This is a genomic window from Campylobacter sp. CFSAN093227 (assembly GCF_012897855.1).
In the GTDB taxonomy this organism is placed as follows: Bacteria; Campylobacterota; Campylobacteria; order Campylobacterales; family Campylobacteraceae; genus Campylobacter_D; species Campylobacter_D jejuni.
This window is the reverse complement of record NZ_CP040610.1, coordinates 82,656-105,474: the sequence shown is the minus strand read 5'-3', so window position 1 is coordinate 105,474 and position 22,819 is coordinate 82,656. Positions and strand designations below refer to the sequence as shown.

General features: G+C 31.6%; 21 protein-coding genes and 2 pseudogenes. 10 read left to right on the top strand and 13 right to left on the bottom strand.

Features of this window, described 5'->3' with window-relative positions:
- Positions 1-48 precede the first annotated feature (48 nt).
- The 10 genes and pseudogenes from obgE to aspA form a co-directional block, all read right to left on the bottom strand.
- Positions 49-1,086, bottom strand: coding sequence for a GTPase ObgE (gene obgE / locus FBF06_RS00485; RefSeq protein ID WP_002873440.1), 1,038 nt, complete (start codon positions 1,084-1,086; stop codon positions 49-51).
- Positions 1,087-1,192: 106 nt separating this feature from the next.
- Positions 1,193-1,447 carry a 50S ribosomal protein L27 gene (rpmA, locus tag FBF06_RS00480; protein ID WP_002800974.1) on the bottom strand — a complete coding sequence of 85 codons (255 nt, stop codon included), beginning with the start codon at positions 1,445-1,447 and terminating at the stop codon, positions 1,193-1,195.
- 10 nt (positions 1,448-1,457) lie between these two features.
- On the bottom strand, positions 1,458-1,766 hold the full coding sequence (gene rplU / locus FBF06_RS00475) for a 50S ribosomal protein L21 (RefSeq protein ID WP_002778820.1): 309 nt from the start codon (positions 1,764-1,766) through the stop codon (positions 1,458-1,460).
- 158 nt (positions 1,767-1,924) lie between these two features.
- On the bottom strand, positions 1,925-3,127 hold the full coding sequence (locus FBF06_RS00470) for a CsgG/HfaB family protein (RefSeq protein ID WP_002873439.1): 1,203 nt from the start codon (positions 3,125-3,127) through the stop codon (positions 1,925-1,927).
- A gap of 9 nt (positions 3,128-3,136) precedes the next feature.
- A pseudogene (locus tag FBF06_RS00465) lies at positions 3,137-4,473 on the bottom strand (DUF6844 domain-containing protein).
- An 82-nt stretch (positions 4,474-4,555) separates the two neighbouring features.
- Positions 4,556-5,179 (bottom strand): penicillin-binding protein activator LpoB, encoded by a 624-nt coding sequence (gene lpoB / locus FBF06_RS00460; protein WP_002851945.1) that lies wholly within the window; start codon positions 5,177-5,179, stop codon positions 4,556-4,558.
- A 24-nt stretch (positions 5,180-5,203) separates the two neighbouring features.
- Entirely contained in the window at positions 5,204-5,572 is a 369-nt protein-coding gene (locus tag FBF06_RS00455) for a YcfL family protein (RefSeq protein ID WP_002860581.1), read from the bottom strand.
- Positions 5,573-5,581: 9 nt separating this feature from the next.
- Positions 5,582-6,943 (bottom strand): COG3014 family protein, encoded by a 1,362-nt coding sequence (locus FBF06_RS00450; protein ID WP_002860580.1) that lies wholly within the window; start codon positions 6,941-6,943, stop codon positions 5,582-5,584.
- A 105-nt stretch (positions 6,944-7,048) separates the two neighbouring features.
- A complete protein-coding gene (locus FBF06_RS00445; RefSeq protein WP_002859768.1) occupies positions 7,049-8,386 on the bottom strand; it encodes an anaerobic C4-dicarboxylate transporter in 1,338 nt (445 codons plus the stop codon).
- 16 nt (positions 8,387-8,402) lie between these two features.
- A complete protein-coding gene (aspA, locus tag FBF06_RS00440) occupies positions 8,403-9,809 on the bottom strand; it encodes an aspartate ammonia-lyase (RefSeq protein ID WP_002851742.1) in 1,407 nt (468 codons plus the stop codon).
- A gap of 270 nt (positions 9,810-10,079) precedes the next feature.
- Between aspA and ung the strand changes: the two genes are divergently transcribed.
- Both ung and FBF06_RS00430 read left to right on the top strand, forming a co-directional pair.
- Entirely contained in the window at positions 10,080-10,775 is a 696-nt protein-coding gene (gene ung / locus FBF06_RS00435) for a uracil-DNA glycosylase (RefSeq protein WP_002859767.1), read from the top strand.
- A 119-nt stretch (positions 10,776-10,894) separates the two neighbouring features.
- A complete protein-coding gene (locus tag FBF06_RS00430; protein WP_002867827.1) occupies positions 10,895-11,590 on the top strand; it encodes an aspartate/glutamate racemase family protein in 696 nt (231 codons plus the stop codon).
- Positions 11,591-11,783: 193 nt separating this feature from the next.
- On the opposite strand, the gene cydB is transcribed toward FBF06_RS00430, so the two are convergent.
- The 3 genes from cydB to FBF06_RS00415 are packed head-to-tail and all read right to left on the bottom strand — an operon-like array spanning position 11,784 to position 14,704.
- A complete protein-coding gene (gene cydB, locus FBF06_RS00425) occupies positions 11,784-12,908 on the bottom strand; it encodes a cytochrome d ubiquinol oxidase subunit II (RefSeq protein WP_002867829.1) in 1,125 nt (374 codons plus the stop codon).
- Positions 12,908-14,470 (bottom strand): cytochrome ubiquinol oxidase subunit I, encoded by a 1,563-nt coding sequence (locus FBF06_RS00420; RefSeq protein ID WP_002859765.1) that lies wholly within the window; start codon positions 14,468-14,470, stop codon positions 12,908-12,910. Before FBF06_RS00420 ends, cydB begins: the two co-directional genes overlap by 1 nt.
- A complete protein-coding gene (locus FBF06_RS00415; RefSeq protein ID WP_002851632.1) occupies positions 14,471-14,704 on the bottom strand; it encodes a DUF4492 domain-containing protein in 234 nt (77 codons plus the stop codon).
- 112 nt (positions 14,705-14,816) lie between these two features.
- On the opposite strand from FBF06_RS00415, the gene cdtA reads away from it, so the two are divergent.
- From cdtA to FBF06_RS09635, 8 genes and pseudogenes are all read left to right on the top strand, one after another.
- Positions 14,817-15,623, top strand: coding sequence for a cytolethal distending toxin subunit Cj-CdtA (gene cdtA, locus FBF06_RS00410; protein WP_002852021.1), 807 nt, complete (start codon positions 14,817-14,819; stop codon positions 15,621-15,623).
- A complete protein-coding gene (gene cdtB / locus FBF06_RS00405; protein ID WP_052796141.1) occupies positions 15,620-16,417 on the top strand; it encodes a cytolethal distending toxin nuclease subunit Cj-CdtB in 798 nt (265 codons plus the stop codon). Before cdtA ends, cdtB begins: the two co-directional genes overlap by 4 nt.
- A 10-nt stretch (positions 16,418-16,427) precedes the next feature.
- The gene (gene cdtC, locus FBF06_RS00400) at positions 16,428-16,997 is read left to right on the top strand and encodes a cytolethal distending toxin subunit Cj-CdtC (RefSeq protein ID WP_002851967.1); all 570 of its coding nucleotides are present in this window, start codon (positions 16,428-16,430) and stop codon (positions 16,995-16,997) included.
- 171 nt (positions 16,998-17,168) lie between these two features.
- Positions 17,169-18,851 (top strand): L-lactate permease, encoded by a 1,683-nt coding sequence (locus FBF06_RS00395; RefSeq protein WP_002851907.1) that lies wholly within the window; start codon positions 17,169-17,171, stop codon positions 18,849-18,851.
- 123 nt (positions 18,852-18,974) lie between these two features.
- Positions 18,975-19,715 carry a (Fe-S)-binding protein gene (locus FBF06_RS00390; protein WP_168977488.1) on the top strand — a complete coding sequence of 247 codons (741 nt, stop codon included), beginning with the start codon at positions 18,975-18,977 and terminating at the stop codon, positions 19,713-19,715.
- Positions 19,712-21,151 carry a LutB/LldF family L-lactate oxidation iron-sulfur protein gene (locus FBF06_RS00385; protein ID WP_002851925.1) on the top strand — a complete coding sequence of 480 codons (1,440 nt, stop codon included), beginning with the start codon at positions 19,712-19,714 and terminating at the stop codon, positions 21,149-21,151. Before FBF06_RS00390 ends, FBF06_RS00385 begins: the two co-directional genes overlap by 4 nt.
- Positions 21,144-21,800, top strand: a complete 657-nt coding sequence (locus FBF06_RS00380) for a lactate utilization protein C (RefSeq protein ID WP_002857772.1) — start codon at positions 21,144-21,146, stop codon at positions 21,798-21,800. The genes FBF06_RS00385 and FBF06_RS00380 overlap by 8 nt, the downstream gene beginning before the upstream one ends.
- Before the next feature lie 173 nt (positions 21,801-21,973).
- Positions 21,974-22,595 (top strand): annotated as a pseudogene (locus tag FBF06_RS09635) (bacteriohemerythrin).
- Positions 22,596-22,819: the final 224 nt, after the last annotated feature.

Here is a 22,819-nt window from a genome sequence, read left to right as displayed (position 1 = left end):
AGTGTTTGAAATTTTTAATATAAAACACTTCCTAGATTGTTAAAATTTTTATTTGTTATTTCTTAAAGTTTTAATTTCTTCTAAAAGCATGAATTTAAGTTCTTTAAGTCCTGTTTTTTCAAGGCTTGAGACTTTGATTAAAAAGCTTTGTGGATTATTTATTTCTTTGAGATAATTGTCTAACTCATTAATGTTTAAAGCAATTTGCTCAGCAAATTCCTCTCCTAAACGAACACTATCACTTTTTGAAATCATGATGCCAAATTTACGCCCAAAAAGTTCATTGGAAAATTTTTCAAGTTCTTTTCTTAGTACTATAAATTGTTCTTTTAAAGGCATTTGCCTCATAGGATCTAGCACGAAAAGTAAAAAGCTCGTTCTTTCTATGTGCTTTAAAAAGGCAAGTCCTAAGCCTTTACCCCCACTTGCTCCTTCGATAATCCCTGGAATATCAGCCATAACAAAGGAATTATACTCATCTACATCTACAAGTCCAAGTTTTGGAGTAAGGGTGGTAAATTCATAATTTGCAATTTCAGGTTTTGCATTTGAAACAACGCTTATAAGAGTAGATTTTCCCACATTTGGAAAGCCCACAAGCCCTACATCGGCAATAAGTTTAAGTTCAAGTCTGACTAAGCGACTTTCTCCTTTTATACCAGGTTGTGCGTAATCGGGGCGTTGATTGGTGGCGTGTTTAAAATGGGTGTTGCCAAGTCCACCTTTTCCACCTTTTAAAAAAAGCTCTCTTTGTCCTTCTTTGGTAAGATCAAGTAAAATTTCATTGGTTTGTACATCGATAACTTGCGTTCCTTCGGGCACTATAAGTTCTAAATTTTCACCCTTTTTGCCATTTTTATTGCGTCCCATTCCACCAGCACCATTTTGCGCGCGTAATTCTCTTTTGCCTTTGAAATTTACAAGAGTGTGGGTATTATTATCACATACGAAAATAATATCACCACCATTTCCACCATCTCCTCCATCAGGGCCACCAAGTGGAACATGTTTTTCACGGCGAAAACTTACAGCACCTTTGCCACCATCGCCTGAAGCTAAAGTAATTTTAACACTATCAATAAACATTTAAATTGCCTTTGACTTTAAATTTATAAAGCTAAATTTGAGTAAATAAAAGAAGTTAAATTTATAAATTTAAAGTTTTCAAGACGCTAAAAAGCGTCCTAAAAACTTATGCAGGATATACAGAAACTTTTTTTCTATCTTTGTCTTTTCTTTCGAATTTTACAAAACCATCAATTAGAGCAAAGATAGTATGATCTTTTCCCATGCCTACATTGTTACCTGCATGAGTTGCAGTTCCTCTTTGGCGGATGATGATATTTCCAGCTCTAACAAACTCGCCACCAAATTTTTTAACACCTAAACGACGACCTATGGAATCGCGGTTATTTTGAGTTGAACCTTGACCTTTCTTGTGTGCCATTCTTTACTCCTTAAGCTTTAATATCTTTTACTACAACGCGAGTAAATTGTCTTCTAAAACCGCGTTTGAGTTTAGAATCTTTTCTGCGTCTTTTTTTGTAAATCACAACTTTTTTATCTTTTCCGTGATTGATCACTTCCAAAACAACTTTTGCACCTGCTACGAAAGGCGCACCTACCTTTAATTCTTTATCATTGATAGCAAGAACTTCGCTTACTTCAATACTTGCTTTGCTTTCAGCTTCAAAGTGATCTAGTTTTAGCTCATCGCCAACACTTACTTTGTATTGCTTTCCGCTGTGTTTGATAATAGCATACATTGCTTTTCCTTATAAATTGGTAGTACCATAAAGCACCGTAATAACGGATTTAAAAGCTTTAGTGGTTTAATAAAATTTCGATTTTACAAAATTTTTCTTTAATTTTTGATGAATTTAAGAAAGAGTTTAGAGTTTGAGAAAAATCAAACTCTAAAAATTTAAAAGCCTAGATTTACTCCGCCGCCTTCTTGGGTTTGATAATTTGCATCACGACCTATAGTGTAGCCATTTCCACTACCAGTATTACTTAAAGGTCTGCAAATATCGCCCACTTTTACACTACCTTCTGTGATTTTTGCATAAGAAAATTTAGGGCTTGTGCGAGTGATTTCAATACTTCCTGTTTTGCTTTCTACTCTTCCTGTATTTTCTTTTGTATAAGTATCTTTTATAGCCTTGCCAAGAGCAAAACATTCATAAACATCACCTTGATTTAAGCTTTGAGAAAATATTACTTCATTGTTTTCAACACTTGCAACTTTCAAAGGATAAATTGCGTTTAAAATATCTCCTGCTATACGATTTGCAATTTGTTTGAGTGCGGTTTCATTGGCACTAAGACTATTGTCTTTAAGATTGACTTTCATGCTTAAAGTATTAGAAAATTTAATTTGTCTTGTAGCAAATAAAAGCACACGATAATCTACGATAACTTCAATTTCAGTTTTGCTTTTTCCTGTTAAATTGCTTGTTTTTTGTTTACCTTCAAGTCCTGAAATAGAAAACAATAAAATATAATCTGTTGCTAACACATTTTTAAGTTTATAAACTTCATCGCTAGCTGCGTCGCCACTTTTGATTAAAGCTTTTTCCATTTCATAATAGCCACTAGAATCACGGTCTAAAACATTAAATTTACGACTTTGCAATAAATCAGAAATGATTTTTTGTTGCAAAGCTGAGCCTATACCTCTTTTTGCAGCATCTGGAGTAGAATCAAAAACAGTAATACTTCTTCTATTATCTGCACTTAAACCTGGAGCTTGATACTTTTTTGTTGTTGTGGTTTTAAAAATCGTTACATTGGCTGTATATTTACCATTTACATCTTGTTCAACACTATTGATTTCATAAGTATCAGCTCTACCTTTGGTGGCTTTTGAAATTTGCTCGCTGTAATTATCTTGTATATTTGAACCTGAATTATCAGTTGAAACGCTAGTGTTAGATTTCTTAAGAGAATTGATGCTTACTCCACTCATTTTTCCTATAGCTTCTATAATGGCATTGTTTATCGCATCTTCCCTAGTCAAGCCTGTGCCTTCACCTGTGCTTGATTTTGTTGAAGTTGTGGTTATAACTTTAGCATTAAGACTTAGGCTTAAAAATAAGCCTAAAAAAAGAATTTTAATTATTTTCATCTTTTACCTTTAAAAATCATCCATGCTATTTACAACATTAGAACTTCTTTGTATGCTAGAAGATTTTTTAGCTTCATTTTTTGTTGCATTTGACTTTGAATTTAAAGCCTCATTTGTGTTAGCTAAATTTTCATAAGAATAAAATCTCACAGCTCCTACATGTTCAATACCATTTTCACTTGTATAGCTCCATTTTTTAAGAGTACGAATACCACGAATTTTACCGCTTGCGCTTGCTTTTATTTTACTATTTACTTTGTCAATAATATTTGTTATGTTTTGAGTTTGTTCTTGAGTGGAACTATCATTAACATTAATACTTTGTTTGATGATTTCCTCGTAAGTATCACCAGTTGTTCTTTCATCTTTAAGACTTAAATTTGTATTAATAAACTCTATAATAGCAGCATCAGCCATAGTAAGTGCTGTTTCTTTGGCTCTATCTTCTAAAATATTTGTTTTTTTAGCATTGCTAGGATCTGCTACATAACCCCAGTTTCCATAACTTAAAATAATAGGTGCACCATTTTCATCATAAACTAAGCGAATTCCATATTCATTTAAAAGCCTTTTGTATCTTTTGGCAGATACTCACTTATTGCCTTGCCTTTACCCTTAATAGCACTCTGTCTTGCTAGTGCCATATCTTTTGCTAATTGGCGAGTTTTATTGGAAATAACAGCAATAACACCTACATCATACTCACCTCTTCTTTGTGTAACTATAGTTTACACAGGAACAAGTCCACTCATAGAACCTATGGCATTTGTCATAGTTTTATTAAGAAATTCTTGCTTTAATAAAGTCTTTTTTCTGTCTTCGCTTAAAGAATTTGTATCTATACCTAAATCTTTTAATGCCTTATCAAGCTGAGCACCAGCTAATTGTGTAAGTTTATTTAAAATTTGATCAACCTTATCACCTTTTGGCAATTCATCAAATTCCTTAGCATTAGTAGAATTGTCTGCTTCATAATTTTGAATCTTGCTTGTAGCAATTCTTCCAAAAGCATCTCTTATAAATTCGCTTTGTAAATTTAACATTGCTTTTTGATAAGCATTTTGTAAAGCTTGTGCAAATTGTGGATCAGTATCATTTACAGCAACAGTACTTTTTCCTGTATAAAAAGTTTTTCCATCTTTGGTTATACCATATTCTATACCGAAATTATCGGCAAATTCTTCAAAAAAATCTTCAATTGATTTTGGGGTAATATCCTTAGTACTTGCGTCAGACATTTCATTTTGAATATTTATATCTTGTTGTGTAATTTCTACAGGCTGGGAACCTTGTGCATAAAGTAAACTTGCCATAACTAAAGAGCCGATAAATAATATTTTTTTCATTTCGTATCCTTTTAAAAATCATAAAAAAAGCCCAAGCTAAACACTTGAGCTAAAAAAATTTATTCATAAATTAATTTTTATTTTACCAAGTAACTGATTTACTAGAACCGGTTTTATCAATAGTTTGTTCATCTTCCCAATAAACTAAACCTGATGTTAGATCAGTAAGTCTTAGCAAGAAAAAGTATTCTACTTGAGTTTTACCATTGCTAAGTTTTACATTATCTTGTCTAATTTTACCCGCAAGAGAAAAATCAGGCGATACCAATGTCCCTTTTTTTGCTATGGTTTTTTGATTAAACTCATCATTATCTCTTAATTCTCTTACATCTTCACTCATGCTATCAAGTGCTCCGCCTGCAGCAACTGCTGAAGTTAGAACAAATTTACCTGATTTTCTTAATGCAGAAGTGATTTTTGCGGTGAGTTTTTCAGTATCGATTCTTTGCGGGGTATCATTCACAACCCTACCAATAGCAATAACCTTTCTTGTACCTGGTTTAATATTTGCAAAAGCAGGATCGCTTAACATACTATTTATCATAGTTTCAGCTGCACTTTCAAAATCTTGTCTATCAAGACCCAAGGTTAAAGCATCGCCTTTTTTTACCTGACTTGCCTTTCCATCTGTATAAGCTGTTTGCGCACAACCACTAAAAAGCAAAGCTCCAATAAGAGCTGTTCCTAAAATTTTTGTTTTTTTCATGATTTATCCTTCCTACAAATGAGATTAATTTTTTGCTTTAATTTCTAATCTAAAATCCTTCGCTCTTGTATCAGATGCAAGTTTACGAAGAATTACCTCTTGTCCTGCTGGAATTCTAAGGGCTTGATAGTCCTCATTTAAAACATCTCTTAGCACAAAACCATCTTTATCTAACCAATCCACTTTATAAATTACATCTTTAGCAAAAGTACTGCGTAAAATCACTTCAAATTCTAAATAACCATTGCTATTTATACGCTTTTGAAATTGTTTTACTAAACTTTTTGGTAAATTTGAACCTAAAATTACAGTATTTTGATTTGAATTTATTTGATAACTTGGTGCACAAGCACTAAGTAAAAACATTAAAATAAATAAAATATTTTTTTTCATCTTTTAGCCTTATTTTTCCATGATAGCAACACTTGCGGGTAAATACGGAGCAAAAGAACGCACTATCACAAGAGCATTTTTATTTTTATCCAATGATTTTTGAAACAAAATATTGCCTTGTGGATCTTTGATTTCTAAATTTCCGTCGTTTTCTATTGTTGCTATGGCAATACTTTTTGGTAAACCTCTCCAAGAACGCACATCAGCTTTATTGGTTGCAGCAGTTGCTACTGCTGTTGCAAGACTTAGCCATCCACCTGTAGAGTCATTATTTGCAACAGCTACATTTAAAGTGGTTTTAATTATAGTTTGAGCTAAGGCTTTAGCAATCATTGCAGGCATATTTATTTTAAATTCAGTAGCGACAATATTGTCTAAATCTACAAAATCATTTGTATTTTGACCATTTATATTTAAATTTGCAAAAGAAGCTTCCCTTTTTTTTAAGGTTTGTAAAGCAATATTTGTGCTAATAATTTTTTTATCCACTATAAAAGGTAAGGTTAAAGCAAATTCATCCTTAACTACACCAAATCCATTTTCATAAACTACAAAAACATATTTTTTAGCTTTTTTGACTTTTATTTTTGTGGCATATTCTTTAAAAATTTTAGCCTCTTTTTTGATAGTTTTGTTTTTTGGATAAATAATAGCTACTTCTCTAAATAAATCTGCAGCTTTTCTATAATCTTTATCCATAAAGAAAAATATTGAAGCAAGATAAGTCGCATAAGGATTTATGAAATTTTTTGTTGTATCAAATTCTTTAAATAAGTTGTCATATTGCTCTTCTATAACTTTTGAATTTTCATTCATATTTTTATCATAATTTTTATCTTCTTTTGCCTTATCTAAATCAGCACGATTTTTTTCAATTTCTTTAGCAAAATATTCTTTTGCCTTATCTTGACGCATTAAAGCACGATTAAACTCAACTCTTGCATTTTCATAATCATCTTCTTCCATATAGTTTAGAGCTTTATATATATTAACCATAATTCTTTCATATAAAGAACCATCATAATCTACTATAGTATCATTAAGCAAGGTTGTACCAACAAATTTAGTTGCTTTAGGGCTTACATTTTCTAAATCCACATCATATTTATAAGATTCTTCTACAGCATCAAAAAATACATTACTTTTATTAAAATCACCACAATTTCTAGCAATCAAACCTGCATTTAATCCTGTATAAATGACATCATCATTTTTTTTAATTTTTTCTAAATTTTGATTGAAAAAATCATCACCACAATATTTTTGTGTTAAAGTATTTTCAAATGTTGTATTTTGTTTAACCTGATTAACACAAGCTGTTAAAAAAAGGCAAACAATACCTGAAAAAATCAACCCAACTTTTATCTTCATTAAATTCCTTTCTTAAAGAAAATTGAAAATGAATATTATAACGTAGTATATACTTAAAAACTAATGAAAAAAATTTAACCCTAGGAGAAAAACCTAGGGTTTGATTTAAATAAGCATAGGAGCTAATACAAAGCCTAATACTACAGCAATTGCAATAGCTAAAACCCCTGGTATAAAGAATGAGTGATTAAATATAAATTTACCAATTCTAGTCGTTCCTGTATCATCCATTTGCACTGCACCAAGCAAGGTTGGATAAGTTGGAAGCACAAAAAGTGCCGAAACTGCTGCAAAACAAGCTACAAGCATATAAGAATCATGCGGATTTGCTGCTGAAATTCCTAAAGCAGTGATAATTACAGGTACAATGGCCTTTGCGGTTGCTGCTTGGGAATATAAAAGCATACTTGCAAAGAAAAATGCAACTGCTAACATAGCAGGGGTTTGTTTAACCCAGTCGCCTGCTACTTCTTTGATAGAAGCTTCGTGTCCTGCAACAAAAGTATTTCCAAGCCATGCTACACCAAAAACACAAACACAAGCAGTCATACCGCTTTTAAATACACTAGTGTCAAGAATTTTACCTGGTTCAACTTTACAAAGCCAAGTGATCAAAGTTGCTGCAGTAAGTAAAAAGCTCATAATAGCTGCATCTCTTGGAACCACAACAGGATCAATCCATTTAATATTACTTGAAATTGCGGTTGCATAAAGTACAACTGCCAAAACAGTGATCAAGAAAATTACCACTGAAAGTTTAGCACCTGGTTTATCTTCGCCATGCAAAACAGCTCCTGCATCCTTTACAAGTCCTGCTTTTAATCGTTCTTGATAAACACTATCCTTACTCAAATCCATAGGAGTGATTAAACTCACTATAAAAGCTGCAAGCATACAAGCTACAAAAGTTGTGCTAATCCAAATTCCAATTAAAGTTGGATAATTCCATCCAAGTGGCTCTAAAACTCCGCTCATATAAACCACAGCTGCACTTACAGGAGAAGCAGTGATTCCAATTTGCGAAGAAACAACCATTAATGAAAGTGGAACACTAGGTTTTATGTTTTGAGATTTTGCAACATCAACTACAACAGGCATTAAAGAAAATACTGCATTTCCTGTTCCTGCTAAGATTGTAAGCAACCATCCACAAGCTGGAGCTAAATAATTTATAAATTTAGGGCTTGATCTTAAAATTTTTTCTGTCACCCTTACCATGTAATCAAGTCCACCTGCTTGTTGCATAGCAGAAATTGCTGCAATAGCTGCAGCAATAATTAAAATAACATCCCAAGGAATATTACCAGGTTTCATACCTAAAACAAGTCCTAGTATAACTACACCTAATCCTCCAGCATAACCTATAGCAATGCCGCCTAGGCGAATACCGATAAAAATCGCCCCAAGAAGGACGATTACTTGCAAAATTATCATTATATCCATATTAAATCCTAAAATGCTATTTTTTAGCTTCCATGTGAGGATTTAGCATATTTGATGGAGTTAAAATTTCATCAATTTGTTCTTTACTTAAAAGCCCTCTTTCAAGCGCAATATCAGCCACTCTTTTTCCAGTGTTCATTGCCTCTTTAGCTATAGAAGCTGAATTTTCATAACCAATATAAGGATTTAAAGCTGTTACTATACCTACTGAATTATAGACAAAGTCTGAACAAATTTTTTCATTTGCGGTAATACCATCTATACATTTATCAGCTAAAGTATACATTGCTTTTTCTAGCATTACAACAGAATTAAATAAGCTATATGCTACAACTGGTTCAAAAACATTAAGTTGTAATTGTCCACCCTCACAAGCAAAAGTTACAGTTACGTCTGCTCCAATAACAAAATAACAAACTTGATTAACTACTTCAGGAATAACAGGATTTACCTTACCTGGCATGATAGAACTACCTGGTTGCATTTTTGGAAGATTAATCTCATTAAGACCACATTTTGGACCACTACTTAAAAGTCTTAAGTCATTACATACTTTAGAAAGTTTTGTTGCAACACGTTTTAAAACACCTGAAATTTGTACATAAGCTCCCGTATCTTGAGTCGCCTCGATCAAATCCTCAGCCACAGTATATTCAAAACCTGTCACTTCTCTTATTTTTCTTTCTACAACCTTCGGATAATCAGGATGAGAATTAATTCCCGTTCCAATAGCAGTTCCACCCAAATTGATCTCTAAAATCAATTTTCTAGCTTCTAATACTCTTTGTATATCTTCACCTATCATTACGGCAAAAGTTTTAAATTCACGACCTAAAGTCATAGGTACAGCATCTTGCAGTTGGGTTCTACCCATTTTAAGAACATCTTTAAATTCTTCAGCTTTTCTCTCATAAGCTTTTTTTAGATGTTCCATAGCTTTTGCCAAATCACTTAAATAATCATGCAAGGCAAGGTGTAAAGCCGTAGGATAAGCATCATTAGTACTTTGGCTTAAATTAACATGATCATTTGGATGAAGATATTGGTATTCACCTTTTTTATGACCCATAAGTTCAAGTCCTATATTCGCTATAACTTCATTAGCATTCATATTTGTACTTGTTCCAGCACCTCCTTGGATCATATCTACTACAAATTGATCATAATACCCGCCTTCTAAAATTTTATCGCACGCTTTAATAATCGCATCTTGGATATTTTTATCCAAAAGACCTAATTCATGATTTGCCATAGCTGCAGCTTTTTTTACTCTAGCCAAAGCTCTAACAAAGCGAGGAAAATCTTTTAATCTATCATGAGAAATATCAAAATTTTCAACAGCTCTAAAAGTTTGCACTCCATAATAAACCTCATCAGAGATTTCTAATTCCCCAATAAAATCATGTTCTTTTCTTGTTCCCATTTTGAACCTTCCATAAAAGTATTTTAATTTAAAATCAAAAATTTTTGATTTAAATCATAAAATAATGATATTGCATTTTTAGTTAATAATTGGTTAATAAGAAAACTACTTTCAAATACAATAAATTAAGTATTTTTATATCCTATTATGTCTTTATATTTAATTTTTATTAATATAAAAAATTTTATTTACTTCAAAAAAAATTAATATATTTTTGCAAGCTTTTTTGTTAGAATAAAATTTTTAATAATTTAAATAATTAGGGATAATATGGAAGAAATTACAATAAACATAGATAAGATTAAAATAAATGATGACTGGAAAGAATTTTTAAGAGACGAATTTCAAAAAAAATATTTTCTAGAAATCAAAAAACAATACCTAAATGCGATTAATCAAAATATAGTTATTTATCCGCCTGCAAATTTAATCTTTAATGCTTTTAATTTATGTCCTTTAAAAGAAATTAAAATTATTATCCTAGGACAAGATCCTTATCATCAACCAAATCAAGCAATGGGGCTTAGTTTTTCGGTTCCAAAAAATGTAAAAATCCCACCAAGTCTTAATAATATTTTTAAAGAATTGCAAAATGATTTAAACATCACTCCAGCAAAAAGCGGAGATTTAAGCTCTTGGGCAAAACAAGGAGTTTTGCTCTTAAATTCTATTCTTAGCGTTGAAGCAAATAAAGCAGCTAGCCATAGTTCGTGGGGTTGGCAAGAATTTAGTGATGCTATAATACATAAATTAAGTAATGAAAAATCAGGGCTTGTTTTTATGCTTTGGGGAAATTACGCAAAAAACAAGGAGATTTTGATTGATAATACTAAGCATTTGATTTTAAAAGCAGCTCACCCAAGTCCTTTAGCTAGAACAGGATTTTTAGGTTGTAAGCATTTTTCAAAGGCTAATGAATTTTTAAAAAAAGTTGGTAAAATTCCTATAGATTGGAAAATAGTTTAAAAAATTATTTTAAACTTTAATAAAAATATTAAAATATATTTATTTATTTAAAAATAAATCATATTTCTATGAAATATATTGTAATAAAACGACTCAAAAATTAATTCTTAAGGAGAAAAATGAAAACCATTGGTATTATAGGCGGAATGAGTTTTGAAAGCACTATTACTTATTATAAAACAATAAATCAAGCTATAAATGATAAATTAAAATCTTTAAATTCTGCAAAAATTTTACTTTACAGTGTTAATTTTGAAGAAATAGAAAATTTACAAAGCCAAGATAAATGGCAAGAAGCTGCACAAATTTTGACTCAATGTGCTAAAAAATTAGAACTTGCAGGGGCTAATTTTATAATAATTGCAACTAATACTATGCATAAGGTTTTTGATGAAATTCAACAAAATATAAATATCCCTATTTTACATATTGCAAAAAGTTCTGCTAAGGCTTTAAAACAAGAAAACATACAAAAAATTGGTTTATTGGGTACTAAATACACAATGACTCAGGATTTTTATAAAAAAATGCTGATTGAAGAAAATATTAGCGTTATTATTCCTAGCGATGAAGATATAAAAATCGTTAATGATATTATTTTTAATGAGCTTTGTAAAGGTGAAATCAAGCAAGAATCTAAAGAAAAATATTTAAATATTATAAAAAAACTACAAGAAAAAGGGGCAAAGGGAGTGCTTTTAGCTTGCACTGAAATTGGTTTATTAATATCCAAAAATGATACAAATATCAAAATTTTTGATACAAGTCTTATTCACGCCCTTGATGCTGCTAATGAAGCTTTAAAAGATTTATAATTAAAAGATGCCCAAAAATGGGCAAATTGCAATATTTTGAAAAGATTTATACTTATATCGGTTTAAATCTTATCTTGCTTTATAGTTTGCTATCTTTTTCTAATTGATTGATATTTAGCATGATAAATTTATAGCTTAGATAAATTACTAAAGGCCAAGCCAATAAAAACAAAGCATGTAACATTTTTTCTCCTTAATATGCGTGATCATCGTTTGCGATTTCTTCGCGTGTGATTTTTACTTTATCCATTGCATTCCAGACATAGATAATATAAGCTAAAACAAAAGGTACAAGTAAAGACACATAAGCCATGACGCTTAGAGTATAATAGCTTGAACTTGCATTTTTTAAAGTTAAAGAACTTTGCAAATCACTTAAAGATGGGTAAAAAGCACTTTGACCTAAACCAATGCTTGATAATAAAGCAAAAACTGTTAAAACCGTTCCAAGTCCTAGGGTAAAAATAGCTTTAGAGCAACCTTTTGCTCCTTGAACCATACCTAAAAGCACTAAAATCACACCAACAACAAGCAAGATAGCAAAAATCATTTGATTTAAGAAATTATATAAATACAAATTCGCACTCATGCTTACAACTCCATTTGCATCTACACTAAAACCATCTTTTAAGAAAATCCACACTAAAAAACCTAAGAAAAAAGGTAAAAATAAAATGCTATTGACCATGAGTTTTTTCATAGCTCTTATTTTGATATTCTCATCATTGATATTGTTCATAAAATACGCTGCACCTAAAAGCCTTGCTAAAAATACTAAAGCTAAGCCTAAGAGATAATTAAAAGGATTAAGTAAAAGTTCTAAGCCATGCAAAGGATTTTGCCAAGAAACAAAATTATGCTCATTTAAGATAAATTCAGAGCCGCTAAAAAAGCTACTTACCGCAACTCCGATTAAAAACACACCTAAATAGCCATTGATTTTAAGAAAAATTTCATAGGTTTTAGAGCCATAAACATTATTTTCTTTTTTGCGATATTCATAAGCTACAGCTTGCAAGATAAAACAAAATAAAATACAAAGCCAAGCCCAATAAGCACCGCCAAAACTTGTACTATAAAAAAGTGGAAAAGCCGCAAAAGCTGCTCCACCAAAAAGTACGAGAGTTGTAAAACCAAGCTCCCATTTACGCCCTAAAGAATTGACTAGCATGGTTTTTTCAAGCTCATCCTTGCTAAGCTCATCGATTAAAGTCTGTCCACCTTGGACAAAAAACATAAAAACCAAAAGTCCGCCGAGTAAACTTAAAATCAACCACCAATAAATTTGCAAACCTTCAAGTTCTAAACCAAAAAACATTATTTTTCTCCTTTGCCCATAAGTGGAGTATGTCCTGCATGTGCGTCAAAACCTTTTTTAATCTGAGTAAGCATGATTTTAACTTCTGCAATCAATAAGGCTGTAAAAAGTACTGCAAAAATCCAAAATGAAATTTGAACATTGACTTTTCCAAGTTGTGTTGCTGCGATATGTACAGGAAGCAAGTCTTGAATTGCCCAAGGTTGTCTGCCTACTTCAGCAACAATCCAACCTGCTTCAGCGGCAATATAACCCAATGGAATGGATAACAAACACACCCAAAGTACTTTTCTAAATTTCTCAATATCATTTGCCATGGTAAGATAAAGCGTAACGATGAAAAGTAAAAAGAAAAAACTTCCTAAAGCAACCATGATATGAAAGCTATAAAAAGTTAAAGCCACAGGTGGAATAGTATCGCTTGGTTTTTCTAAATATCCATAACCAAAATCTTTAAAATGAGTTTCTAAAATGGATTTGTGATTTGCCATAGCTATTGTATCATTGTTTTCTTTAGCAAGTTTATAGTCTTTTAGAGCTTGTATAGCGATTTTTCCTCTATCGATACGATTTTGCATAGGTTCTATACCTTTGCTTTCATTTCCATAGATCAAATCTTCAATTCCTGGAACAAAAGAATTTGGATCACGGTTTCCTAATATAGAAAGAGCGTAAGGTATAGTAATGTCAAATAAAAACACACTTTCGTTATTATCTATGGTTTTTTTAGGATTTAAAATTCCAAAAGGTACAAGTCCTGCACGATGTTCACCTTGATAAACCCCTTCCATAGCTGCAAGTTTCATAGGTTGAGTTTGAGTTACACGGTAAGCGCTTTCATCTCCGCTGAAAAACAAAAAGATTGAACAAACCAAACCAAAACTAGCTCCTACAACTAAGCTTTTTTTAGCCTCGATAATATGGCGTCCTTTTAACATAAACCAAGCTGAAATTCCCATTACAAATAAAGCTGAAATCACATAACCACTGCCTATGGTATGTAAAAATTTTGAAATAGCTACAGGAGAAAGTGCTACTTCAAAAAAGCTTTGCATTTCATTTCTTGCTGTGTCAGGGTTAAAGCTCATTCCTACAGGATATTGCATCCAACCATTTGCCACTAAAATCCAAAAAGCAGAAAGATTACTTCCTATAGCCACACACCAAGTTGAAAGTAAGTGAAAACCCTTGCTTACTTTATCCCAGCCAAAAAACATAACTGCAAAAAAAGTAGCCTCTAAAAAAAATGCCATAATACCTTCAACCGCCAAAGGTGCACCAAAAATATCACCCACAAACCAGCTATAATTTGCCCAGTTTGTTCCAAATTCAAATTCCATTATAATGCCTGTAGCTACACCGATAGCAAAATTTATAGCAAATAATGAAAGCCAAAATTTGGTGATTTTTTTCCATCTTTCATTTTTAGTTTTTACATAGATGGTTTCCATGATAGCGATCATAAAAGACAAGCCTAAGGTTAAAGGCACAAACAAAAAATGATAAAGTGCAGTTAAAGCAAACTGCGCTCTTGACCAATCAACGCTACTAAGTTCGTTCATTTATTTTCCTTCGAGTGTAAGATTTTTGAGTACAAAAGTGCTTTTTTCTTTGTCGCTTTTAAAAATAGAATTAAAATTTACATCAAAAACAAAAAGTTTTAAAATCACAAACATAACAAAAAGTTTGATAAAAATAATTTTCCAAAGGGTCTTTCCAAGAGTTAAATTTTTAAAACCTTCTTTGTAAAAATTAAAAATTTGAGAGATGCTAAAATATAAGTGTTTAAGATACATGTAAATTCTACCTTTAAAAACAACAAAATAAAACATTTTTAAAAAGCGGAAAATTATAATGAAATTTATGTTATTATTTTCTTAAAAATTTAAATACATATCAAGGTTTTTAATGCAAAAAATTATAGTTTTTATTTTATGTTGTTTTATGACTTTTTTTCTTTATGCATGTTCTTCTAAATTTGAAAATGTAAATCCTTTGGGGCGTTCATTTGGAGAATTTGAAGATACTGATCCTTTAAAACTAGGACTTGAACCTACTTTTCCTACCAATCAAGAAATTCCAAGTTTAATTAGCGGTGCTGATTTAGTACCTATTACTCCTATTACCCCACCTTTAACTAGAACAAGCAATAGTGCCAACAATAATGCAGCAAATGGGATCAATCCTCGCTTTAAAGACGAAGCTTTTAATGATGTTTTAATTTTTGAAAATCGCCCTGCGGTTTCTGATTTTTTAACCATTTTAGGCCCTAGCGGAGCAGCTTTAACGGTTTGGGCTTTAGCACAAGGAAATTGGATTTGGGGCTATACTTTAATCGATAGCAAAGGATTTGGCGATGCTAGAGTTTGGCAACTTTTGCTTTATCCTAATGATTTTGCAATGATTAAAAATGCCAAAACCAATACTTGTCTTAATGCTTATGGTAATGGAATTGTCCATTATCCTTGCGATGCAAGCAATCACGCACAAATGTGGAAACTTATCCCTATGAGCAATACAGCGGTTCAAATTAAAAATTTAGGAAATGGAAAATGCATACAAGCACCTATTACAAATCTTTATGGTGATTTTCACAAGGTTTTTAAAATTTTTACCGTAGAGTGTGCAAAAAAAGATAATTTTGATCAACAATGGTTTTTAACTACTCCGCCTTTTACCGCAAAACCTTTATATCGCCAAGGAGAGGTACGATGAAAAAAATTATATGTTTATTTTTATCTTTTAACCTTGCTTTTGCAAATTTAGAAAATTTTAATGTTGGCACTTGGAATTTGCAAGGCTCATCCGCAGCCACAGAAAGCAAATGGAGTGTTAGCGTAAGACAACTTGTAAGTGGAGCAAACCCCTTAGATATCTTAATGATACAAGAAGCAGGAACTTTACCAAGAACAGCCACTCCAACAGGACGCCATGTGCAACAAGGTGGAACACCTATTGATGAATATGAGTGGAATTTAGGAACTCTTTCAAGGCCTGATAGGGTTTTTATTTATTATTCTCGCGTTGATGTAGGAGCTAATCGTGTAAATTTAGCTATAGTTTCAAGAATGCAAGCTGAAGAAGTGATTGTTTTACCTCCACCTACTACAGTTTCAAGACCCATTATAGGAATTCGCAATGGAAATGATGCTTTTTTCAATATCCATGCTTTAGCTAATGGAGGAACAGATGTAGGAGCAATTATCACAGCTGTAGATGCACATTTTGCAAATATGCCTCGAGTTAACTGGATGATAGCAGGGGATTTTAACCGTGATCCTTCTACTATAACAAGTACAGTGGATAGAGAATTAGCAAATAGAATTAGAGTGGTTTTTCCAACTAGCGCAACTCAAGCAAGCGGAGGGACTCTTGATTATGCAATTACAGGAAATTCAAATAGACAACAAACCTATACTCCACCGCTTTTAGCTGCGATTTTAATGCTTGCAAGTTTAAGATCTCATATAGTTTCAGATCATTTTCCAGTAAATTTTAGAAAATTTTAGGACATTTAATATGAAAAAAATTATTACTTTGTTTTTTATGTTTATAACTTTAGCCTTTGCAACTCCTACTGGAGATTTGAAAGATTTTACCGAAATGGTTTCTATAAGAAGCTTAGAAACGGGAATTTTTTTAAGCGCCTTTAGGGATACCTCAAAAGATCCTATTGATCAAAATTGGAATATTAAAGAAATTGTTTTAAGCGATGAGTTAAAACAAAAAGATAAATTAGCTGATGAACTTCCTTTTGGTTATGTGCAATTTACAAATCCAAAAGAAAGCGATCTTTGTTTAGCCATCTTAGAAGATGGAACCTTTGGAGCAAAATCTTGTCAAGATGATCTAAAAGATGGTAAATTAGAAACTGTATTTTCTATAATGCCAACAACAACTTCAGCTGTGCAAATTCGTTCTTTAGTTTTGGAATCTGATGAATGTATAGTAACTTTTTTTAATCCAAATATTCCTATACAAAAACGCTTTGGAATAGCCCCTTGCACCCTAGATCCTATTTTTTTTGCTGAAGTAAATGAACTAATGATTATAACCCCACCTTTAACAGCTGCTACCCCTTTAGAATAAGATTTTTATCTTGTTCTATTTTTATATTTATTTAATATTTATGATATTACTAAAATACACAAAATAATTAATAATAATACAATGTAATTTACCTTACTTTATAATTCTTTTATTTTAATTTAATTTTTTGTTACAATAAATTTATACATAATAATTATCAAGGAGGAAAAATTGGAACAAATTTTAACATGGCAACAAATTTATGACCCTTTTTCAAACATTTGGCTAAGTGCTTTAGTGGCATTTTTACCTATACTATGTTTTTTAGTTTGTTTGGTTGTTTTAAAACTTAAAGGCTATCAAGCAGGTTTTTTAACTGTTATACTTGCTACTTTAGTAGCTTTATTTGCCTATAAAATGCCTTGGAATTTAGTGGGTGCAAGTTTTATTCAAGGCTTTACAAATGGTATGTGGCCTATAGCTTGGATTATCATCGCGGCAATCTTTCTTTACAAACTTTCTATCAAGTCAGGTTCTTTTGAAATCATTAAAAAAAGCGTGATGAGCATTACTCCAGATCATAGAATTCAAGTGATTTTAATAGGTTTTTGTTTTGGTTCATTTTTAGAGGGTGCTATAGGTTTTGGTGGCCCTGTGGCTATAACCGCTGCACTTTTAGTAGGACTTGGCTTGCGTCCTTTACAAGCTGCAGGGCTTTGTCTTATCGCAAATACCGCTCCTGTTGCTTTTGGTGCGGTGGGAATTCCTATTATTGCTATGGCAAATCTTGTCGGCATAGAACAGCATTCAGTTTCTGCCATGGTAGGTAGAATGCTAGTTCCTTTAAGCCTTACTATACCTTTTTTCATAGTTTTTTTAATGGATGGATTTAAAGGTATTAAAGAAACTTTTCCAGCTATTTTAGTTGCGGCGCTAAGTTTTACAACTACTCAATTTTTAAGCTCAAATCACCTAGGAGCGGAATTACCTGATATTATTTCAGCTGTGGTTTCTTTAGCAGTTACGACTGTATTTTTGAAATTTTGGAAACCAAAAAATATTTTTAGATTTGACAATGAAAGCAATTTCACTCAAGATAACACCTTAAGTTTTAATCAAATTTTAAAAGCTTGGTCACCTTTTATTTTACTCATTGTTTGTATTATCATTTGGACACAACCTTGGTTTAAAGCTCTCTTTGATAAGGACGGAATTTTAAGCTATACAAGTATTACTTTACAATTTAGCAATATCACAACTGGAATTTTAAGCCCTTCTATCACAGGCATAGGAGAAGCTAAGCCTTTATCTTTGGCCTTGGGTGTAGATTTAATCAATGGAAAAACCGTAGCTCAAGCAGGAACAGCGATTTTACTTGCCGCTTTTTTAACTATAGCTATTTTAAAAATCAAAGCCGAAGATGCTGCAGAATGCTTTTGGGTTACCTTAAAAGAAATGGCTATACCTTGTATCACCATAGGTTTGGTTGTGGCCTTTGCTTTTATCTCTAAAAATAGTGGTATGAGCACTACTTTAGGACTTGCTTTTGCACACACAGGTGATGCTTTTTCTTTCTTTTCACCAATCATTGGCTGGATAGGGGTATTTTTAACAGGCTCTGATACAAGTGCTAATTTACTTTTTGGAACCTTGCAACAAGTAAGCGCTCAAAAACTAGGTATTAGCGAAGCTTTATTTTTAGCAGCTAATTCAGTAGGTGGGGTTGTTGGGAAGATGATCAGTCCACAAAGCATTGCTATAGCTTGTGCAGCGGTTGGACTTGTGGGAAAAGAATCTGATCTTTTCAAATTCACATTAAAATATTCTGTAGCTTTTATTATTTTAATAGGAATTTGGACTTGCATTATAGCTTTTTTCTTACAAGGAATCATCCCTGAAGTTATAGTGAAATAATTAAAAAAATTTAAGTTTTATTTCAACAAATATTCGTTTTTAGAATATTTGTTAGAAATTTTACTTTGCTTTTATTTTTACAGGATTAGAATATTTATCCTAAATTATCCTAAAAGGAGAAAAATGATGAAAAAAGTGTATTTTTACGCCACATGCTTAGGAAGTACTGCTATGCAACAAAGCGTTTTAAATGCGATAAAACTTTTAAGGCGTGAGGGTATTGAAGTGATTTTCAAAAAAAATCAAACCTGTTGCGCCCAACCTTCTTTTAACTCAGGTTATTTCGATGAAAGTCGTGAGATCGCTTTATATAATGTAGATTTATTTGATAAAGATTATCCCATCGTTGTACCCAGTGGTTCTTGTGCGGGTATGATGAGTCATGACTATAAAGAGCTTTTTAAAAACAGACCTGAATTTTCCAAAATAAAAACTTTTAGCTCTAGAGTGATAGAACTTTCACAATACCTTGATGAAGTTTTAAAAGTAGATTATGAAGATAAAGGTGCACCTATAAAAGTAACTTGGCATTCTAATTGCCATGCTTTAAGAGTGCAAAAAAGCATACAAGCGAGTAAAAATCTTATCAAAAAACTAAAAAACGTAGAATTAGTAGAACTTCAATACGAAGAAGAATGCTGTGGTTTTGGAGGAACCTTTTCAGTAAAAGAGCCTGAAATTTCAAATGCTATGGTAAGAAGCAAAATCAAAGATATACAAAATAGCGGTGCAAAATATCTCATCAGTGGTGATGGAGGTTGTCTTTTAAATATAGATGGCACAATGAAAAGAATGGGTTTGGATATAAAAGGCATACATTTATATGACTTTTTACTTAAACGCTTAGAAGGAGGGAGACTATGAGTCAAAAAATTCCTCACGAACAAATCGTTCAAATTAAACTCAATGACAAACAAATGCAAGAAAATTTAATGACTGCCATGCATACTTTGCAAAAAAATAGACTCAATGTTATTGATGCTAGATTTAAAGACTGGCAGGGCTTAAGAGCTAAAGCTAAGCAAGCTAAAAATAATGCCTTAATGAGCTTAGAAGAAAGACTTTTAGAATTTGAAAAAAATGCTACAAAAAATGGCATTAAGGTGCATTGGGCAAGTAGTGATGAAGATGCCTGTGAAATCGTCTATGAAATCATGAAAGAAAAAAATATCACCAAGCTTTTAAAAGGCAAGTCTATGGCAAGTGAAGAAATAGGCCTAAATCACTACCTAGAAAAAAAAGGTTTAAAAGCTATAGAAACCGATCTTGGAGAGCTTATTTTACAGCTTAATGAAGAACCCCCTTTACACATAGTTGTACCTGCCATACATAGAAACCGCCATGAAATCGGAGAAATTTTCAAAGAAAAATTAGGAGCAAATTTAGAAAACGATGAACCCGAAAGTTTAAATGCGGTGGCTAGAGAACATTTAAGAAAAGATTTTGAAGGCTTAAAACTTGGACTTAGTGGGGTCAATTTTGCCATGTCAAGAGAAGGAGCTTTTTGGCTTATAGAAAATGAAGGAAATGGTAGAATGTGCACTACAGCACCTGATATTCATATCGCACTTTGTGGTATAGAAAAAATCATGGAAAGCTTTGAAGATGCGGCTACTATGGTTTCTTTACTTACTCCTTCAGCCACAGGACAATTTATACCAACTTATAACAATATCATTACAGGTCCTAGAAAAAATGGAGATTTAGATGGTCCTAAAGAAGTACATGTGATTTTATTTGATCACAATCGCTCTAAAATGTTAGCTCATGAGGATTATTATGAGGCTTTGCGTTGTATTCGATGCGGGGCTTGTATGAATTTTTGCCCTGTTTATGATCAAATCGGCGGACATGCTTATCAAACCACTTATCCAGGACCTATAGGAGAAGTAATCAGTCCTAATATTTTTGGTATAGATCATACAGGAGATATTTTGAATTTCTGTTCACTTTGTGGGCGTTGTTCTGAAGTTTGTCCAGTCCAAATTCCTTTGGCTGATCTTATTCGCAAATTAAGATGTGATAAAATAGGACAAGGTAAAAATCCACCTTTAGGAGCAAATAATGTTCATCACAATGCCCTAGAAGCCTTTGCTTTTAAACAATTTAAAAATATCGCAACCAATGGCGATAAATGGCGTTTTTCACTTTCAAAAGCACATTATTTCAACTGGACGGTACAAAATTTCGCAAGCATTTTGCCTGTGATTAAAAAATGGTACGCTTTTAAAGAATTACCTCAAATTAAAATGGATCTTTATAAAGAAGTGCAAAAACTAGAAGGAGTAAGCTATGAGTAAAATCGATGAAATTTCAAGCAAAAGCAAAGCAAATATTTTAGAACATCTTAAAAAAGCTTACAAAGAAACAACTTTCACACGCATTGAAAGTATAGATCCTGTAGAACATATCCAGACAACCCAAGATATGCTTACAGAAATGAAGCAAAAAATGAGCGATAACAAATACATCGTTGAAAATGCTACAAAAGATACCTTAGAAGAAAAAATCAATGAAATTGTCGCAAAATATGGCTTTAAAAGTATGATTTATGGAGCGGATTTAAATTTAAATTTAGAACAAATCAAAGCAGAAAAAAAGATTTGCTTTGATAAAGAAATCGAAAATTTAAGATCTGAAGTTTTTCATAGTGATTTTTCCATCATTCACGCAAGAGCAGGGGTAAGCTCTCACGGAGTTGCACTTATACCTTCAAGTAAAACCCAACCTAGAATGCTAAGCCTTGCACCTAAACTTTGCATAGTATTGCTTAAAAAAGAAAATGTTGTTAAAAGTCTTAGCGAAGCTTTAAATTTAGTAAAAAAAGAAAATGAAATTTTACCTACTAATATCTTATTTATAGCAGGGCCTTCAAGAACAGCAGATATAGAACTTATCACTGTTTTTGGTGTTCATGGGCCACAAATTGCACATATTATTATTTACTGATTCTATACTAGAATCAGTAAGTCTTAATTTTTAATATTAATTATATATATTTTTTATATTATACAAATATAAATAAAATAAATAATTTCTAATTAATAATATTTTAATAAAATATTATGTAATATTTCACTCAAATATATTAAATTAATTTTTAAATACAAAAATTAAAGAAGGTGCTTTTAGATAAACTAATTCCAACTTGGAATGAAAATACAGTATTCATGACACAATGATTGACATTCAACACCAAAAACTTTGTGAACTTGCAAGCAAGGTTGAAAGTGCTGTTTATAAATTTGTAAAACGAGAAGAACTCAAAGAAATTTTAACAGAACTTTTTAACTATATGAAAGAACATTTTAGTAATGAAGAAGATTATATGCAAGAAATTCATTATCCTTATTTAAATGAACACAAAATCATGCATAAAATATCATTCGTGATATGTCTTATCTTATACAAAACATAAAAACCACTAATGATTTAAAAGAGAAGCTTTACACAGTTTCTAAAAAATGGCTTTTAGAACATATACTTTATGAAGATATGAAGGTTGAACAATACAGAAGATCTTCTTTGGCTTCTGAAGATGATGGAGAAGTAAGCTTTGAAGAAGTTAAAGAAGAAAAAGATGATGAAAATGCAGTTTATCTTTACACATGTGAATGCGTAGGACAAATGCATGATGTACCTTTTGGAATTCATCAAAAAATTCAACTTAAGGGTGTAAAATTTAAATGTAAAAAATGTAAAGAAGCCATACAGTTTTATAAAAAATATTCAGAAAATTTCTAATTAACTATTTATGCGTTAAAATAATAAATAAAGTATAAGTTAGACAAAGAAGGAAATTTAATGGATAAAAAAAATAAAATATTTTATTTTGGATAAATTTGACTATTCCTATCCTATACTAACCAAAGATACAAAATGCTCATTTTGTGAAAATTTTTTCCCGATAGAATATAGCTCAAACTTAAAAACAATAGAAAAAGAATGTCCATTTTGCAATAATAAAA

Excerpts from the sequence above, each read along its gene's own strand:
- FBF06_RS00455 (WP_002860581.1), bottom strand. The coding sequence starts at position 5,572 with ATGAAAAAAAATATTTTATTTATTTTAATGTTTTTACTTAGTGCTTGT.
- cdtB (WP_052796141.1), top strand. The coding sequence starts at position 15,620 with ATGAAAAAAATTATATGTTTATTTTTATCTTTTAACCTTGCTTTTGCA.
- obgE (WP_002873440.1), bottom strand. The coding sequence starts at position 1,086 with ATGTTTATTGATAGTGTTAAAATTACTTTAGCTTCAGGCGATGGTGGC.
- aspA (WP_002851742.1), bottom strand. The coding sequence starts at position 9,809 with ATGGGAACAAGAAAAGAACATGATTTTATTGGGGAATTAGAAATCTCT.
- FBF06_RS00420 (WP_002859765.1), bottom strand. The coding sequence starts at position 14,470 with ATGAACGAACTTAGTAGCGTTGATTGGTCAAGAGCGCAGTTTGCTTTA.
- FBF06_RS00430 (WP_002867827.1), top strand. The coding sequence starts at position 10,895 with ATGAAAACCATTGGTATTATAGGCGGAATGAGTTTTGAAAGCACTATT.
- ung (WP_002859767.1), top strand. The coding sequence starts at position 10,080 with ATGGAAGAAATTACAATAAACATAGATAAGATTAAAATAAATGATGAC.
- rplU (WP_002778820.1), bottom strand. The coding sequence starts at position 1,766 with ATGTATGCTATTATCAAACACAGCGGAAAGCAATACAAAGTAAGTGTT.
- FBF06_RS00390 (WP_168977488.1), top strand. The coding sequence starts at position 18,975 with ATGATGAAAAAAGTGTATTTTTACGCCACATGCTTAGGAAGTACTGCT.
- cydB (WP_002867829.1), bottom strand. The coding sequence starts at position 12,908 with ATGTTTTTTGGTTTAGAACTTGAAGGTTTGCAAATTTATTGGTGGTTG.
- FBF06_RS00445 (WP_002859768.1), bottom strand. The coding sequence starts at position 8,386 with ATGGATATAATGATAATTTTGCAAGTAATCGTCCTTCTTGGGGCGATT.
- FBF06_RS00470 (WP_002873439.1), bottom strand. The coding sequence starts at position 3,127 with ATGAAAATAATTAAAATTCTTTTTTTAGGCTTATTTTTAAGCCTAAGT.
- FBF06_RS00380 (WP_002857772.1), top strand. The coding sequence starts at position 21,144 with ATGAGTAAAATCGATGAAATTTCAAGCAAAAGCAAAGCAAATATTTTA.
- FBF06_RS00450 (WP_002860580.1), bottom strand. The coding sequence starts at position 6,943 with ATGAAGATAAAAGTTGGGTTGATTTTTTCAGGTATTGTTTGCCTTTTT.
- lpoB (WP_002851945.1), bottom strand. The coding sequence starts at position 5,179 with ATGAAAAAAACAAAAATTTTAGGAACAGCTCTTATTGGAGCTTTGCTT.
- cdtC (WP_002851967.1), top strand. The coding sequence starts at position 16,428 with ATGAAAAAAATTATTACTTTGTTTTTTATGTTTATAACTTTAGCCTTT.
- rpmA (WP_002800974.1), bottom strand. The coding sequence starts at position 1,447 with ATGGCACACAAGAAAGGTCAAGGTTCAACTCAAAATAACCGCGATTCC.
- cdtA (WP_002852021.1), top strand. The coding sequence starts at position 14,817 with ATGCAAAAAATTATAGTTTTTATTTTATGTTGTTTTATGACTTTTTTT.
- FBF06_RS00385 (WP_002851925.1), top strand. The coding sequence starts at position 19,712 with ATGAGTCAAAAAATTCCTCACGAACAAATCGTTCAAATTAAACTCAAT.
- FBF06_RS00415 (WP_002851632.1), bottom strand. The coding sequence starts at position 14,704 with ATGTATCTTAAACACTTATATTTTAGCATCTCTCAAATTTTTAATTTT.